We start from the raw sequence: 16,179 nt of genomic DNA on the forward strand, positions 1-16,179 counted from the left end.
ATCGTACAAGGATCAGTAATGAGTAAAGATGAACGTATAATCCAGAATCAGGACAACAAAAAAACGATTCGTCATGAAGATTACATTGCTGGCATTGGTAAAGGCATGGCGATTTTAGATAGCTTTAGTAGTAATCAACATCGTTTAAACATTTCTATGGCAGCCGAAAAAACTGGACTCACCCGAGCGGCAGCAAGACGTCATTTATTAACATTAGAATATTTAGGATATCTTGAATCAGATGGCCACTATTATTATTTAACCCCAAAAGTTCTCAAATTTTCAGGAGCTTATTTAGGTGCAGCTCAGCTTCCGAAAGTGTCCCAGCCTTTATTAAATCTGTTAACTAACCAAACCTCTCTCATTTATTCGGTGATGGTACTTGATGGTTATGAAGCCATTACCATTGCCCGTAGTGCTGCCCACCAACAAACTGACCGTGTAAATCCATATGGTTTGCACTTGGGTAACCGCTTACCTGCACATGCAACCTCGGCGGGTAAAATTTTGCTGGCACATTTAAGCCAAGAAGAACAATTAGACTGGCTCCAAAAATATCCACTTCAGCGTCTAACTAAATATACGCATGTGGAAAATGATAAATTTTTAGAGTTATTAAAAGAAATTCGAGAACAAGATTGGTGTTATTCGCGTGAAGAACACGAATTAGGCGTTCATGCGCTCGCCGTACCGATTTATGGGCAAGACTTTAAAGTGGTTGCAGCTCTTAATATTGTTTCTCCGACCATGAAAACAACTGAAGAATATTTAGTTCAACACATTCTGCCGCTATTGCAAGAAACCGCGCGCGATTTAAGACAAGTTCTTTAAATCTTGCTTAGGCTATTTTGATAGGATCAATTTTATTATTTACTTAGGCTATTTGAATAGATTGAACGCTCCTGAATAAATGCTTAGGCTATTTCTAAAAGTAATTGAAAGGGATTTTCAAATAACGGATGTCATTCGCTTCAGGTTCCGGAAAATTTCCACCATTCATATTAATTTGAATTGAAGGCAAAATTAATTTTGGCATTGCCAAAGTAGCATCTCTTTCTTGACGCATTTTGATGAATGAGTCCTTGGAAACTCGTCGATTTAAATGAATATTGCTTTGCTTTTGAGTTTTTATATCTGTTTGACAGATATATTCATCACGGCCTTCGGGCTTATAGTCATGGCATAAGAACATGCGCATGTGGTCAGGAAGTGTATAAAGTTTTTGTACCGAATCATACAGCTCAGCAGCACTACCTTTAGGAAAGTCGCATCTGGCCGAGCCATAATCGGGCATAAATAAAGTATCACCTACAAAAACAGCATCAGCGATCACATAGCTTAAGCAAGCGGGTGTATGCCCTGGTGTAGGAATGTTATAAGCTTCTATCTCCCCTATTTTGAATTGTTCATAATCTTCAAATAAATAATCAAAAGGCTGATTTTCATTAAATTTCTTAAAATCAAAATTATAGATAGCAGAAAATGTTTCTTGTACTACTGAAATTTTTTGACTAATTGCAATTGTACCGCCCAATTTAGATTTTAAATATTGAGCCGCAGTCATATGGTCGGCATGTACGTGGGTTTCTAAAATCCATTGTACTTTGAAGTTTTGAGCCAAGATATAATCAATAATCAGATCAGCATGAGTTGTTTTTGTAGTGGCCGATGCGGGATCGTAGTCAAGCACGCTATCAATAATAGCGCATTGACGAGTCGCTAAATCCGCGACAACATAGCTAAAAGTATTAGTATTTTCATCAAAAAAATCTTTTACTAGAGGTTGTTGCATAGGCTTAATTTCCTTTATTTAAAATTCGATAAATAAACATTCCTAATAACATTGCGACAATAAAATAAAGCGCTTCAAAATGTCCTAATCCTATAAGTGTTAAAGCGGGTGCTGGACATATACCTACTATTCCCCAGCCTATACCAAAAATAAAAGCGCCTACAATTAACCTTTGGTCAATCTGTGTATTCGTTGGTAATTGAATTTGTTCATTAAAGAGTGTTTTAGGGCTTTTTATAGCCTTTTGAAAAGGGATAAATGCCACAGCAATAGCCCCCAACATTACAAACATTAAGCTGATATCCCATTGCCCAAAGATATCTAGAAAACCTAATACCTTTTCTGGATTAGACATGCCAGAGATCATTAAACCCAATGAAAATAAGCTACCAAATAAAAAAGCAAAAATATTTTTCATAAGATTACCCCAACACATGACGAATGATATAAACCGTTAACATGCCAGCAAACATAAAAACTGCTGTCGCAATCATCGAGCGTTTTGATAACCTGCTCATACCACAAATACCATGACCGCTTGTACAACCCGACCCTAACCGTGTTCCAAAGCCTACAAGTACACCTGCTAGAATAAGTGCAAATGTGTTAGCTTTGATTTCAATTTCAGGCTGATAAAAATAACCATATATGAAAGGTGTAATCACGAGTCCCGCAATAAACCAGAATGCCGAACTCTTAAAGGTGTCTTTAGTAGGATTGATGACTTGAGCAAGCAAACCACTAATTCCGGCTATACGGCCATTTACATATAAATACCCAACCGTTGCGATGCCTAGTAATAAACCACCCAAAAAGGCATAGACAATATTTGACATATAACCACTCTCAACAATATATGTTTTTATAATATGTATTATACGCTGATTTTTTTAGAAATACTTAAAATAAAACTCTTAAGTATATAATTCTTCTTAACAAGAAAAAGCCCCAAGATTTTGGGGCTTTTATCATTAAATTAGATCTTTAATGCCTAACTGTTCAGGTAACTTTTCCATAACTTTATTCAATCTATTATTTGCTGGAGAGATACAACCTGTGTAATGGCTTAATTTTGTTTCAGTACCATTTGGTTGAATCCAAGTAATGTAATAGCTAGACATGTCGGTCGCTGTTTGCTGACAACCAGCAGTTTTCGATTGAGTACCTGTCTCAGGACGATAAGTTTTTAAATCCTTTGCAAGTTTTTGATAATCTTTTACGCTACCTTGAATCTCTTTAACACCAACTGTTTTTGTATATTGCTTGCCTTCAAAACGAATTAACCCTGTAGGCGCCACTTCTACCGAATAAATTGGACATGCACCAAAGCATGGGCTAGAAGCATAGCGTATTGTCTCTTGTGTATTCGGTGCTTGCTGAACAGAAGCACAACCCATCAAAGCTAAACTAGATAAAGTTGCAAGAACCAAAAATCTCATCGTATCACCTATTATTATCAAGTGGCTTTAATTTATCAAATCATACACTTCTTGTCATTAAACACTATTTTTTGTGATTTTCTTGGGCCTTATTTCTACTTAGGCTATTTTATATAAACATATAAAAAAAGGCCCATCTTGCGATGAGCCTTAAGCCATAAGAGCTTAAATTCCTGAAATACAAATTATTACTGGGTAGTAATAACCTGCGTCGACCATTCTAGCGCAACACCATAAATTATATAAATATAATATAAGTATATATTTACGCTCGTTTTTCCAACAAAAAAAACGTGATTTACAAGATTAAAAGCTCAATAATGTTTATTTTTAATTAAAATTCACAATGTTAAGTTAAACAAAACTTAATAAAAGTTAAGCTTTTATTTATAGGTAAAACATCCTAAGAAACTGATCAATAGTTAAGCTACATCTAGCGTTCAGGATGAAATGACCATAAAGCTATTTTAAGTTTAGCAACAACATCAAGCACTTTTTTACTATTTGGTAAAGCTATCTAGTTAAAAATATAGAAATTACTTTTATCGTTTTATACAAAAAATATATTAAATATAAAGGCAAAAGAGAAATACTCTCTTTTGCCTAACTTAATTATTGTTCTAAACTATAAGCGATCACATAATCACCATGATCAGGTGATTGGCGTGCTCCACCTGCGGTAACAACCACATACTGTTTACCTGTTTTAGGTGAAACATAGCTTATAGGTGTTCCTTGGCTACCTACTGGCATGCGTGATTTCCACAGTTCTTTACCTGTAGATGAATCAAATGCACGTAAGTAGTAATCTTGTGTAGCAGCAAAGAAAACCAAACCACCTTGAGTTGCCATCGGCCCGCCAATTGTTGGCATACCGATCGGTGCTTTTAAGCCCATCTTAATTCCCATAGGCCCAGTATCTTCTACTGTACCTAATGGTACCTGCCATGCAACCTGACGAGTTTTCAAATCAATCGCAGTCATGGTACCAAATGGCGGTTTTTGACAAGGAATACTTAGTGCTGACATAAAGCGGTTTTTATTCACTTTATATGGTGTACCTTTCATTGGTACAGCACCCATACCTGTATTTACCTTCTCTCCACCATTCGCCTGAATCTTAATATCTTCAGGAGTTTGCTCCATCAATTGAATCCATAAGCCAAGGCGCATATCGTTCACGAACATATAACGATGAGTCGGGTCAAAAGCAATACTACCCCAGTTCATACCACCTAAAGAACCTGGGAAGCTTAATGAAACATCAGTACCCGGTGCAGTAAATAGGCCTTCGTAACGCATTGACTTGAAGTTAATACGACACATCAGTTGATCGAACGGCGTTGCACCCCACATATCCGACTCAGTTAAAGTCTGATTACCAATTTGAGGCATTTCAACAGAACGTGGTTGAGTTAAGCTGTATTGTTCACCCGGAATATTGGCAGGTTTAACTTGTTGTTCAATTACTTTAGTCAGCGGTTTACCCGTTACTCGGTCAAGAACAAAGAATTGGCCTGATTTGGTTCCAATGACAACAGCTGGTTTAGTCGTACCATCTTTTAATGGGAAGTCAACCAAACTCGGTTGCATTGGTAAGTCAAAGTCCCATAAATCGTTATGAACAGTTTGATATACCCACTTCTCTTTACCTGTTGTCGCATCAAGTGCTAACACAGAAGTATTGTATTTGTGATCTAATGGATTACGGTTACCACCCCAAATGTCGACAGATGAACTACCCATAGGTAAGAACACCGTATTCATTTGTGGATCATATGACATTGCAGCCCATGAGTTTGCAGAACTACGTTTATAGGTTTCACCCGGTTTAAGAACATAGTTCGGGTTTGGATTACGCGGGTCAAATGCCCAGCGAAGTTTACCCGTAATCACGTCATAACCACGGATAACACCACCCGGCATATCTGCGGCCACGTTGTCGGCAATACGACTACCCACCACAATGGTTGTTCCAGCAATAGTCGGTGCAGAAGTCACTTCAAAACGCGGAGCTTTTGTTCCAGCACCAAGACCTTCTAGCAAATCAACCGTTCCATTTACACCAAAATCAGCACAGCGCTGACCGTTATCTGCATTCACTGCAATTAAACGACCATCAGGTGTATTGGTATATATACGGCGTGGACATACCGTATTGGTTGCAACCGCAGTTACTGCATTTGCACCAGCTAAAGTTGGTTGTACAAGCGGTTTTGTTGAATCAAAGTATGCAACACCACGGCAACGTTCCCAAGCATCGGCTGTAGAGTTCACCTCAGCTTTCCAGAGTTGTTTGCCCGAGTCGGCATCTATGGCAAAAATGTTGTTATGTGGTGTACATAAAAACACTTTATTTCCCACTTGTAGCGGGGTCATTTGGTCTTCAGCCCCATTACCGCTACCCGTTGTAAAGTCGCCCGTTCTAAAGCGCCAAGCTTCTTTTAATTTATGAACGTTATCTCGGTTAATTTGATCGAGAGCAACAAAGCGGCTACCACCTGCATCATTACCATAATTTTCCCAATTTACCTGTTTTTTTGCAGGATCAACTGGTACTAGAGGTAGTTTTTCACCTGAACTTGCTACTGTTGGATGCGGTTGGAACATTTGATAGAGCGCAATCAACATACCTACAACAACTAATCCACCTACCGCATAGGATGAAGATGCCAAGCTCGTTTGAAATTGGTAACGTCGAATTGAAGGCAAAGTAAATAGCAAGGCAGCAAAAAGACCAGCAGGAAACATTAAGCGCGAAAATAACGGCCAAAATTCCCATCCAGCATCAACAAATGACCAAATTACGGTACCAACAAAAACAGCCGCAAAAATCCAGACACCCAGTGCTTTTTTACGGAAAATACTAATTGCCGAAATGGTTATAAACAGTCCTGAGATAAGGAAATACCAAGAACCGCCGAGTGATACTAGTTTTCCACCACCTACGATATAAAAAACACCAGTAGCCAATAAAACTAGACCTAATATAAAACACCATATTTTGAATAAGATATGAAACTTAGAATCTGACTCAGACATAGATCCTACTCCACATATACTGAACCCGAATAGTTCAAGCATTTGGGCCAGTTAAACTATGTCTAACCAGCCATCAATATTGTTAAAAATTGACTTTCACACTAAGACCAGCCACCCAAGCATCATCAACTTCTTTTACACCAGCAGGTTGATGAATATATTGAATGTTTGGACGTAACATGACGGCCGGAGACCATTGATAGGTATAGTTCAACTCGACATTTAGCTCGTCGTCTTGAATTGGAATATAGTCAGATGCAAACGGATCATAGCTGTAATATCCACGACTTTCATTTGTTGCGATCTGTTTATCTTTAGCACGGTCATTAACTACATAATTGGCTATACCAAAACCAATCGAATCATTTGGACGGCTATCAAATGGCCCCTTATACCAAAGAGCAAGTTGTTGCGTACTTTGAACAAAAGTCGTTGCCTTATCATTTACAACGCCATTAAAACTTACATATAAACCGCGTTTCGGATCTTCGCCTTTATTCGTCAGTTGTTGTTGTGCATTAATCCAGAAACTTTGTTTCCCGTCATGCACTTTACCGGCAGTTTTAATATCATTTGCTTCGGCGGTTGAATACAGTGCACCTACTTTATATTCACCCGGCAAGCCATTAAAGACAGCAAGTTTTGGTTTCCATGCAAGTTCAACTGGTATGGAGGCGCCCTTCACATTGTTCATATCCAGATTAAAACCATCACTATTTGATTCGGTTTTAATGTTGTCTGGATTGACCTCATACACACCCAATCCCAAAGTCCATTCAGGCGCAAACTGATATTTAACGTTTGTCGCCCAAACACCTACTGGTGAGTTATACCAAATTGAACCGATTGATTTTCCTAACTGCCCACCGCAGAGCAATAAGTTCTGAAATTCACATTGAGAACTATTAAAGTCCTCTGACATTCCCATACGACCAAATTTGACCTGTACAGTATTATCAACAAAGCCCTTTTTCACCCATGCTTGAGACAGACGCCAGATTTTACCGCGACCATAAATTTCTTGAGCATTGCCCAATTGGCTAGAACGTGGGTCTTTAATACGCTCCAAAGTAAGCGCATTTCCGTCACGTTTGGTCACGACTAGGCTCGCTGTTGTATCTTTCCATCCAGCAATTTTTTCTAAATCTAGGTTTGCACCTAAAGAAAGTTGTGCAGCATTTTCAAAAGTATTGCTGTCGTTGTAACCACCATCTAAATTTGTAGCACTTTGGCTCATAATAGAAGCTGTAAATTTATAGCCCTGCTGCTCTAATTGCTGGCGTTTTCCATTCCAGTCACCTAGCAACCATTGACGGTCTTGTGACCAAGGCTCATTCGCGAGCGCAAATTGGCTACCTAATACAGCGAGCGTTAAAACACTCAATTTCATTAAATTTGGCATTTCAAGTCCCTTTTATCATTTCTATATTTCTATGCTGCGCCTCATATGAGGCGCTTTCCTTATTGTTATTTAACACTTGTAAAACCAAGCTCAGAAGTTGCGCCAAAACGATCAGTAATATTCGCTGTAATTGAGGCAACTTTTACAGTCGGCTTCCAATTCGCTTTTGCGATCCCTTGTGCATCTGTAGCAACAGTTATTGCTCCTAAATATTGCTCAGCTTCTTTTGATGACGCATTTTGATTACCAAAAAATTCAACTTGATAGCGTTGATTTGGCAAGCCATTGACTTCTACAGCAACTGAACCTTTATTTGCAGTTAATTTAGGAGCTTTAATACCCTGATTAGGTTGAGCATTACAGCCTTGTTCATTTGGCTGAGTACATGTTTTTTGTTGTTTAGATGGGTCAACAACCACACCGCCACCACGAGAACCTACAAATCCGGCATGCTCAAGTGCAGGCACAGCAAATACAATTGCACCCAAACGCTGATCTGGTACACATGAACCACCCGCTTCACAGCGTTTAATATCTTTACCATTGTCCCAAATCAGGTTTTTAGTCAATGTAATTTTTGCATTTGCATCTTTTTCAGAACGGATGGCTACACCAATACGATTACCATGTACTTTATTGCTATCAAGAATATTGCCATCACCCGTCATGTTGAAACCAATCGAGTTATTGGTCATTTCGTTGTAGGCAATATAGTTACGCTTACCCCAGTTGATCTGTAAGCCATCTGAATAGTTTTCGAATTTATTACCAACTACCGCATTATCATTACCCCACAAAATTTCAATACCTTGTGATGGTTCTGGGTTTGCTTTGGTTGAAACAAAATGGTTATTCGCAATTAAGTTAAACGCAGCACCACGTGTCAGCTCTAGACCATCACCATTGTCTTGGAAAATATTGTCTAAAACTTTGTTGTTATTGGTGGTGGTTGCGGTTGGGTTACCTTGACCATCATCACCAGTAAGCATGACACCAGCACCGCCGTAGTTATTACTAATACGGTTATGTTGAATCAGGTTATTACTCGAGCGGTTAATCAATACACCAATACAGAAGCGATGGATGTCTAAACCTTTTAAAGTAACGTTGTTGACGTCACGTAGTACTAACCCCGGTAAAGTCATAGTACGTACATTGGTGCCATACTGCCCAGGGTTTGCACCTGGGCAAGCTTTCGCCCCTTCGCCTTTAATATAGTTTGAACCATCTATCGCGATGTATTCACCAGTTTTATCCCACTGTGTACCAATGATTTTAACTGGAGCTTTAATTTCAGGAAGTGCGCTGTTTAATTTAATTGCATAAGGTGCTTTGCCTACTGCTTGAATCAAAATGTCGCTAGCTTCGCTTGGGTTTGCATTGGCTTGTTCAATGGCCCAGCGTAAAGAGCCTTTATTGCTATCGTCTTGATAACGATCAACCACATAAGTTTGAGCCGCAGCTATTCCTGAAACCATCAAACCTAATGCAAGAGTAGTTAAACGTAATGTATTCATTTCATCATATCCTTATGATTTATGGGTTTGTTGGTTGAACGGTTTGTAAAATCTGTTTGAGCTTGGTCACATCAATTTGACCCGGTGCAGAAGCCTGACCAATCATGCCAAAGCTATAACTTCCGCCCATGTTGGCAGTCGCAACACGAGAAATCGTACCTAATTGTCCCATTGACATCGTCAATAAAGGTTTAGTGGTTTGCTGGCTTACCTTTAAAGTTGCGTTCATTAAGGTGAAAACGTCTTGTTTAGATTTAGGCATTACAGCAATTTTGAGAATATCTGCGCCCATTTGATCTTGTTTTAACAAGCGTTTTTCAATTTCATCTTGGCTTGGTGTTTTTTGGAAGTCATGATTAGACATGACAACGAGCACTTTCTTTTGATGTGCTTTTTGAACAATGTCTGAAACTACTTTTTGATCACGGAACATTTCAACATCTAACCAGTCCATGAACGGATTCTTTAAGTAAGCCTGATAAGTCTTACCATAATCCACATCACTAATTTCAAGCTGGCCACCCTCGTTTTTGGTACGAATTGTGGCGATCATTGGCTTATTGCCTAAAATCTTTTTTAACTCATGCCCCAAAGCAATCACTTGTTTTGTATCTCTCGCAAAACTGAGTAAATCGATACGAAACTCTGCCAAATCAGCATCTGCTGTATTTGCAATAACTTGAGCTTGTGCCAATGCTTGTTCTTTAGTTTTTGCGGTAATCGGAACAATCGTTTTAACGGCTGTAGCGGCAGGTTGTGTTTGAGCGGCTAAAGCAACAGGTTCAGCATTCACCTGTGCTGTAAAAAATGGGAGTGCAAGCAAACTGAGGCTTAATAATGTTTTCATGTTCATATCGTTCATCCTTAAAAAGGCTACACGCATCCTTGAATAATCAGGTGTAGCCTTAAGTGTTTCTTAAATATCAAAAAATACAGTTTCGTCATCGCCTTGAATGCGAATATCAAAGCGGTAAACAACTTCACCATTTTCTTCAAAACGTTTTGCAATAAGTGTTTGGCGACGTGGTGCCCATTCAATGCTATTTAGAATTGGGTCGTTAGCATTTGCCTCAGCTTCATCGTCAAAATAAACACGTGTATGAAGACCTAAGTTAATACCGCGAGCGAAAATGACTAATGCAATATGAGGTGCTTGAGTTGAACCTTTACGGCCTGCTGTCGCGCCCGGTTTAATCGTATTGAAACTCCAAACGCCTGTTTCAAAATCGGCACCTGTACGGCCCCAACCTTGAAAGGCCGGATCAGCTTTTTGCTCACGCGTATCTGCCTGACTTGGATAAATACCGTTCGCATCGGCCTGCCAAATTTCGATCAGCACGTCGCGCAGCGGTAAACCCAATCCGTCAAACACTTGGCCTTCAAGACGAATACGCTCGCCTTTGGTTTGGTCTTGTACTAACTGGTTATTAAAGTTGTTTTCGAACACTTCAATATTTGCTTGTTGTGGCAATAGGCCAATGTGAACATAAGGACCACCTGTTTGAGATGGAGTTTCTTTTAGTTCCTGAAAATTCCAGTTATTCATGCTCGTGCTCCCGATTAAGTCAATTCGTTTTCGAAGTAAGTCGCTCGACGGCCACGTAAAGTGATGTCAAAACGGTAACAACGGCTATCAGCTTCGATAAAGTTGTTTTTATCTTCTAGTGCAATCAATGCACGACGTTGATCTTCAGAAGGAATCGTTTTTAAGATCGGACAAGTATCAATGAGCGTATCGCCTTCAAAATAAAACTGCGAAATCAGGCGCTGAGCCCAACCATCAGCAATTAAAGAAAAATGAATATGTGCAGGACGCCATTCATTAATGCGGTTACGCCATGGGTACGGACCCGGTTTAATGGTACGGAAAATATAAAAACCGTTTTCATCAGTTAAGGTACGACCACAACCACCAAAGTTAGGATCCATTGCACCAATAAACTTGTCGTTTGGATGACGGTAACGACCAGAAGCATTGGCTTGCCATACTTCTAGAAGTGCATTTTTTACAGGACGACCAAATTGGTCACGAACATAGCCATGGACAATGACACGCTCACCAATTGGTAAACCATCTTTGGCATAGTTCAAAATCAAATCGTTATCTTTTGAGCCAAACAGATTTGAAGAAAAATGCGGTGCAGTAACTTCAGTTAAAGTCTCATTAATTGAGATCAATGCATTTTTTGGCGAACGTAATACACTTGTTTTATAACCTGGCGTATACGCTGGTGGATGGTCATCTGTATTACGTTGGGCGTAAGCACCCCAGCTATGTTGTGACATCTTTATCTCCTTAATCCTGTTCTTTCGCTGCAATTGGGTTTACCTCTATCCCCAACTCTTTAAAGACTTCTTCAGTCATATGCATTGCAGCATTTGCAGCAGGTAAACCTGCATAGAGTGAACTATGTAAGATCAGCTCTTTTAAATCTTCTTTAGTTACGCCATTGTTAAAGCAAGCACGTAAATGCATGCGTAGTTCGTCTTCACGACCAAGCGCCAATAAAATTGCGATAGTGACTAAACTACGTGTATGACGCGGTAAGCCCGGACGAGACCACACCTCACCCCATGCGTAACGGCTAATAAAATTTTGAAAATCTTGGTTAAAGTCATTTAAGTTCTGCAAAGACCGACCAACATGCTTTTCGCCCAAAACTTCAGTCCGCACCTCAATGCCTTGTTTATAGCGTTGTTCATCATTCATTGTGATAGACCTCTATTAAGTTGCATCGGTATGCGCAACAATTGATTTAACAAATACAGCAACAGCCGCAGCAGTCGCTGGAATTAGTAATAAACTAAGAATGGCGGTAAACGACCAATCATTGCCGAGTAGTACAGCACCAATCCAAGCACCAAATACCGCACCGAAGCGTCCAATACCAGTCATCCAAGACACGCCAGTTGCACGGCACTGCGTTGGATAGAAACGAGCGCTTAACGCAGGCATTGAAGATTGCGCACCGTTAATTGCGATACCCGCACAAAGCACCAATACTGCAAGTAATGTTGAATTTCCTAAGCTTTGACCAACAGCAATCGCAAATAGACCTGCAGCAAAGTAGAAAATAGCAATCACTCGGTTCGGGTTGAATTTGTCCATCGCCCAACCAATAAACAAAGCACTTACCACACCACCAAACTGGAACAATCCACCGATAAATGCAGCACGCTCCATTGAGGCACCTGTTTCACGCATAAGCGTTGGTAACCAGCTTGTAAGCAAGTAAACAACCACGAGCCCCATGAAATAGGTCAACCAAAGCAAAAGTGTTCCTTTTGCATATGGTTTAGAAAACATAATTCCAAAGACATTTTTCTTTTGAGCTGTCTCGGTTTTCTCTTCAGGTACGTGAAATGCAGTCGCATTTTGGATCTGAGCTGGTGCAATATGATTTAAGATTTTGCGTACTTTCTCTGGGTTCTTACCTTTTACAATTAAAAAGCGGTAAGACTCAGGTAAAACTAAAATCACTAAAATCATTAAGATCAAAGGTGACCAGCCGCCAAGTAAAAACAGACTGTGCCAACCATAAGTCGGGATCAGCCAACTACTGATAAAACCACCTGTTGCCATACCTAAGTTGTAACCACAGAACATACAGGTCACGAGTAATGAACGAATGCGTGTTGGGCAGTATTCAGAAAATAATGTAGTGGCATTTGGCATAGCTGCACCCAAACCAATACCTGTCAAAAAGCGTAAAACGACAAGACTATCTAAGTTGGTTGCATAAGCAGATGCTAAAGTAAAACCACCAAATACAAGCATCGAAAAAGCTAAAACGATTTTTCGACCAAAACGGTCAGCTGTTGGGCCAGAAACCAAAGCTCCAATAATCATTCCACCAAGTGCAGCACTCATCACTGGGCCTAACTGAGAGCGATCAACACCCCAATCTTGAGCCAAAGCTGGAGCGATAAAACCCATTGCAGCAGTATCGATACCATCAGTAAAAATAATTAAGAAACAGATGATTGCAATCATCCATTGATACTTACTGAGTGGAGCATCATTAATTAATGCTTGAGCATCGATACTTTTATTTGGTGCAGCGTAATCCTGAGACGCCATATTTGCCTCCTTAAGGCCAATTCCTTTTAAACTACTAAGCTATTAGATTTGCTGAATAAACCTAGTCAATTCCTGAGTAAATCTTTGCGGTTGCTCAATATTAGAAAGATGAGATGCTTCCAATTTAGCAACTTGACTGTTCTTAATAGCATTCTGCATAAACTCAGCATCCGCTACTGTTGTCACTGGATCTGCCGTTCCTGCAATGAGCAATACCGGAATTTGGATTTGTGCGATTTCATCTCTTAAATCGGCATACGCTAAAGCACGACATGCATTTGCATAACCTTGTGCTGGTGTGTTTGCAAGACTTTGAATCGTCGTCTGCGCAACAACATTATGTTGATAGTCGAATTTTTCACTGAACCAGCGGGTATGCGTGGTTTTAACTAACTCAGCTAAACCATTTTGTTCTACCGAGTCAGCACGACTCAACCAAGCCTCCGCCTGACCAATTTTGGCTGCCGAGTTCGCAACAGTAATACTTAAAAAGCGCTCTGGATGATGAATACCCAACCAAAGCCCAGTAATTCCACCCATTGAAATGCCACAAAAATGAGCTTTTTCAACACTCAAGGCATCTAAAATATCAACCACATCTTCAGCTAAGTTTTGCAATGTGGTGTCACTAATTACACCACTTTCACCATGACCACGTGTGTCGTATGTAATGACATTAAAATGACTTTTTAATTCACTTACCTGTGACTGCCACATACCATGGTCTGTGCCTAATGAATTAGAGAACACAAGCACAGGAGCATCTTTTAAACCGTCAATATAAACAGCTAGCTGTTTTCCTTGGCGATTGCTAATAGTCTGATTCACTTTGACTCTCCTTGTGCTTCTTGCAAAACTGCATCAATCTGTTGCTGAATATTGCCCAAATAGTTTTCCGGTTTGAAAATATCCCGTATTTCTGCTTGGCTAAACTGTCCTTTCACTTCTTCTAGTTGGCTAACAACATTAAACAAATGCTGGTTTTGTGCTACCGCTGTTTTACATGCAGCTTCAACTAAATGATGAGCATTTAAACGTCCAATTTTAGGAGCAAGTGCCATCATTACAGCTTCTGCCATAATCAATCCATTCGTACATTCAAGATTCTGTTGCATATGCTGAGCATTAACTTCAAAACCTTGTAAGACTTCACCAGTACGACTTAATGCTCCAGCACAAAGCTGAAAGATTTCTGGAACTGCTAACCATTCTGCATGCCATGCACCTAAGCTACGCTCATGTTCCTGCACCATACTTTGATAGATGCTAGACATAAGTGCCGGTACACGATTCGCCGCGGCTAATACGGATGCCGCCGCAACTGGATTACGCTTATGAGGCATGGTTGATGAACCACCACGCCCCTTGGCGGTTGGCTCAAACAACTCTGCAATTTCAGTTTGCATCATGAGTGACCAATCCCGTGCCATCTTGCCCGTATTCCCGACAATCATGCCAAGCACACTTGCAATTTCTACAATACGATCACGCTCACCATGCCATGTGCTTGTCGGTACAGTCAGATTCAGTTGCTTCGCAAATGCATTAACCACAAGTGAACCTTGATCTTGCAAAGAAGCTAATGAACCCACAGCACCACCTAACTGAGCAGTCAGTACACGTGACTTCATAGCTTGAATACGGTCTAAATCACGTTTAAATGCAGAAGCCCAACGAGCAAGTTTATGCCCCAAAGTAATGGGTAAAGCTTGCTGTAACCATGTACGCCCAATCATGACTTGATGGCGATATTGCTTGGCTTGCTGTAATGCAGTCGCATAGCATTGTTGAAGTTGAGCTTCCACAATGTTCAACGCATCACGACATTGCAAAATACAAGCTGTGTCTAAAATATCCTGACTCGTTGCACCCCAATGCACATAACGCGAAGCATCTTCATCAACATCTTTAACAATTGCCGTAAGCTGCTTTACAAATGGAATTGCGATATTACCAGCTAAGCCTGTTGCTACAGCCAAAGCGGAAAAATCAAACTTGTCTAATGCCTGCTCAGCAACTTGGGCAATGCTATTAGCCGCATTTTGAGGAATCACACCAACTTGTGCCTGTGCTTGAGCTAACGCAACTTCAACCTCAATCATGTATGTGATTAAAGATGAGTCACTAAAGATGTCAGTGACGTCTTTTTGGTAAAACAAGCTGGCATATAACTGGCTCATGATTAGACTCTCTCAATAATCAAAGCAATGCCTTGGCCCACACCAATACACATTGAACACAACGCATAACGACCACCTGTCTGTTCAAGCTGGTTTAAGGCTGTCGTGACTAAGCGTGCACCTGATGCACCAAGTGGATGACCTAATGCAATTGCACCACCATTTGGATTTACCTTGTCAGAATCATCTGGTAAACCTAAATCACGGGTCACGGCCAAAGCCTGTGCAGCAAACGCTTCGTTAAGCTCAATCACATCCATCTGATCTAAAGTCAGGTTGGCTTGTTTAAGTAATTTCTTAATCGCTGGTGCTGGAGCAAAGCCCATAATACGTGGTTCTACACCCACTGCTGTTGAAGCAATGATTTTGGCACGTGGTTTTAAGTTGTAAGCTTGAACTGCCTCATCAGAAGCAATCAGTAGAGCTGCTGCACCATCGTTAATGCCTGAAGCATTACCCGCAGTGACCGTGCCATCTGCTTTAACCACAGGTTTAAGTTTGCTCAAACCTTCAAGGGTGGTTGATGCACGAGGATGTTCATCGGTATCAATCACAACAGCATCACCCTTACGCTGAGGGACTTCAACTGCCACGATTTCTTTAGAAAAAAAGCCTTTGGCTTGCGCGCTTGCGGTGCGTTGTTGGCTCACCAAGGCAAACTGGTCCTGATCTGCACGATTGACGTTAAACTGTTCAGCGACGTTTTCGGCAGTCTGGGGCATGGTG

At 40.4% G+C, this 16,179-nt stretch carries 16 protein-coding genes; 1 reads left to right on the plus strand and 15 read right to left on the minus strand.

The window, feature by feature from the left end; all coding sequences use genetic code 11:
- The first annotated feature begins 18 nt into the window (after nucleotides 1-18).
- Nucleotides 19-831 (plus strand): IclR family transcriptional regulator PcaU, encoded by an 813-nt coding sequence (pcaU, locus tag ACXM0J_RS16920; RefSeq protein WP_086265678.1) that lies wholly within the window; start codon nucleotides 19-21, stop codon nucleotides 829-831.
- A 94-nt stretch (nucleotides 832-925) separates the two neighbouring features.
- Here pcaU and ACXM0J_RS16925 read toward each other — a convergent pair whose 3' ends face one another.
- The 15 genes from ACXM0J_RS16925 to ACXM0J_RS16995 all read right to left on the minus strand — a co-directional run.
- Entirely contained in the window at nucleotides 926-1,792 is an 867-nt protein-coding gene (locus tag ACXM0J_RS16925) for an MBL fold metallo-hydrolase (RefSeq protein WP_086265679.1), read from the minus strand.
- 4 nt (nucleotides 1,793-1,796) lie between these two features.
- A complete protein-coding gene (locus ACXM0J_RS16930) occupies nucleotides 1,797-2,210 on the minus strand; it encodes a DUF6691 family protein (protein WP_086265680.1) in 414 nt (137 codons plus the stop codon).
- A 4-nt stretch (nucleotides 2,211-2,214) separates the two neighbouring features.
- Nucleotides 2,215-2,628 (minus strand): YeeE/YedE family protein, encoded by a 414-nt coding sequence (locus tag ACXM0J_RS16935; protein WP_086265681.1) that lies wholly within the window; start codon nucleotides 2,626-2,628, stop codon nucleotides 2,215-2,217.
- Nucleotides 2,629-2,763: 135 nt separating this feature from the next.
- Nucleotides 2,764-3,222, minus strand: coding sequence for a DUF6438 domain-containing protein (locus tag ACXM0J_RS16940; protein ID WP_080759698.1), 459 nt, complete (start codon nucleotides 3,220-3,222; stop codon nucleotides 2,764-2,766).
- Between the two features lie 621 nt (nucleotides 3,223-3,843).
- A complete protein-coding gene (locus ACXM0J_RS16945; protein WP_086265682.1) occupies nucleotides 3,844-6,273 on the minus strand; it encodes a glucose/quinate/shikimate family membrane-bound PQQ-dependent dehydrogenase in 2,430 nt (809 codons plus the stop codon).
- Nucleotides 6,274-6,355: 82 nt separating this feature from the next.
- Nucleotides 6,356-7,675, minus strand: coding sequence for a carbohydrate porin (locus ACXM0J_RS16950; protein ID WP_086265683.1), 1,320 nt, complete (start codon nucleotides 7,673-7,675; stop codon nucleotides 6,356-6,358).
- A 65-nt stretch (nucleotides 7,676-7,740) separates the two neighbouring features.
- On the minus strand, nucleotides 7,741-9,192 hold the full coding sequence (locus ACXM0J_RS16955) for a right-handed parallel beta-helix repeat-containing protein (RefSeq protein WP_086265684.1): 1,452 nt from the start codon (nucleotides 9,190-9,192) through the stop codon (nucleotides 7,741-7,743).
- 19 nt (nucleotides 9,193-9,211) lie between these two features.
- Nucleotides 9,212-10,039, minus strand: a complete 828-nt coding sequence (gene aroD / locus ACXM0J_RS16960) for a type I 3-dehydroquinate dehydratase (protein WP_086265692.1) — start codon at nucleotides 10,037-10,039, stop codon at nucleotides 9,212-9,214.
- A gap of 69 nt (nucleotides 10,040-10,108) precedes the next feature.
- Nucleotides 10,109-10,738 (minus strand): protocatechuate 3,4-dioxygenase subunit alpha, encoded by a 630-nt coding sequence (pcaG, locus tag ACXM0J_RS16965; RefSeq protein WP_002121089.1) that lies wholly within the window; start codon nucleotides 10,736-10,738, stop codon nucleotides 10,109-10,111.
- Between the two features lie 14 nt (nucleotides 10,739-10,752).
- A complete protein-coding gene (gene pcaH / locus ACXM0J_RS16970; protein ID WP_086265685.1) occupies nucleotides 10,753-11,478 on the minus strand; it encodes a protocatechuate 3,4-dioxygenase subunit beta in 726 nt (241 codons plus the stop codon).
- Nucleotides 11,479-11,488: 10 nt separating this feature from the next.
- Nucleotides 11,489-11,902 carry a 4-carboxymuconolactone decarboxylase gene (gene pcaC, locus ACXM0J_RS16975; protein WP_086265686.1) on the minus strand — a complete coding sequence of 138 codons (414 nt, stop codon included), beginning with the start codon at nucleotides 11,900-11,902 and terminating at the stop codon, nucleotides 11,489-11,491.
- Between the two features lie 15 nt (nucleotides 11,903-11,917).
- Nucleotides 11,918-13,273 (minus strand): 4-hydroxybenzoate transporter PcaK, encoded by a 1,356-nt coding sequence (gene pcaK / locus ACXM0J_RS16980; protein ID WP_032006318.1) that lies wholly within the window; start codon nucleotides 13,271-13,273, stop codon nucleotides 11,918-11,920.
- A 42-nt stretch (nucleotides 13,274-13,315) separates the two neighbouring features.
- Nucleotides 13,316-14,101, minus strand: a complete 786-nt coding sequence (gene pcaD / locus ACXM0J_RS16985; RefSeq protein ID WP_086265687.1) for a 3-oxoadipate enol-lactonase — start codon at nucleotides 14,099-14,101, stop codon at nucleotides 13,316-13,318.
- A complete protein-coding gene (locus tag ACXM0J_RS16990; RefSeq protein WP_086265688.1) occupies nucleotides 14,098-15,453 on the minus strand; it encodes a 3-carboxy-cis,cis-muconate cycloisomerase in 1,356 nt (451 codons plus the stop codon). Before ACXM0J_RS16990 ends, pcaD begins: the two co-directional genes overlap by 4 nt.
- A 2-nt stretch (nucleotides 15,454-15,455) precedes the next feature.
- The coding region (locus tag ACXM0J_RS16995; RefSeq protein ID WP_304457339.1) for an acetyl-CoA C-acyltransferase at nucleotides 15,456-16,179 on the minus strand (724 nt) is incomplete at its 5' end.

This window comes from Acinetobacter sp. GRABPA_MV_2, assembly GCF_056725885.1.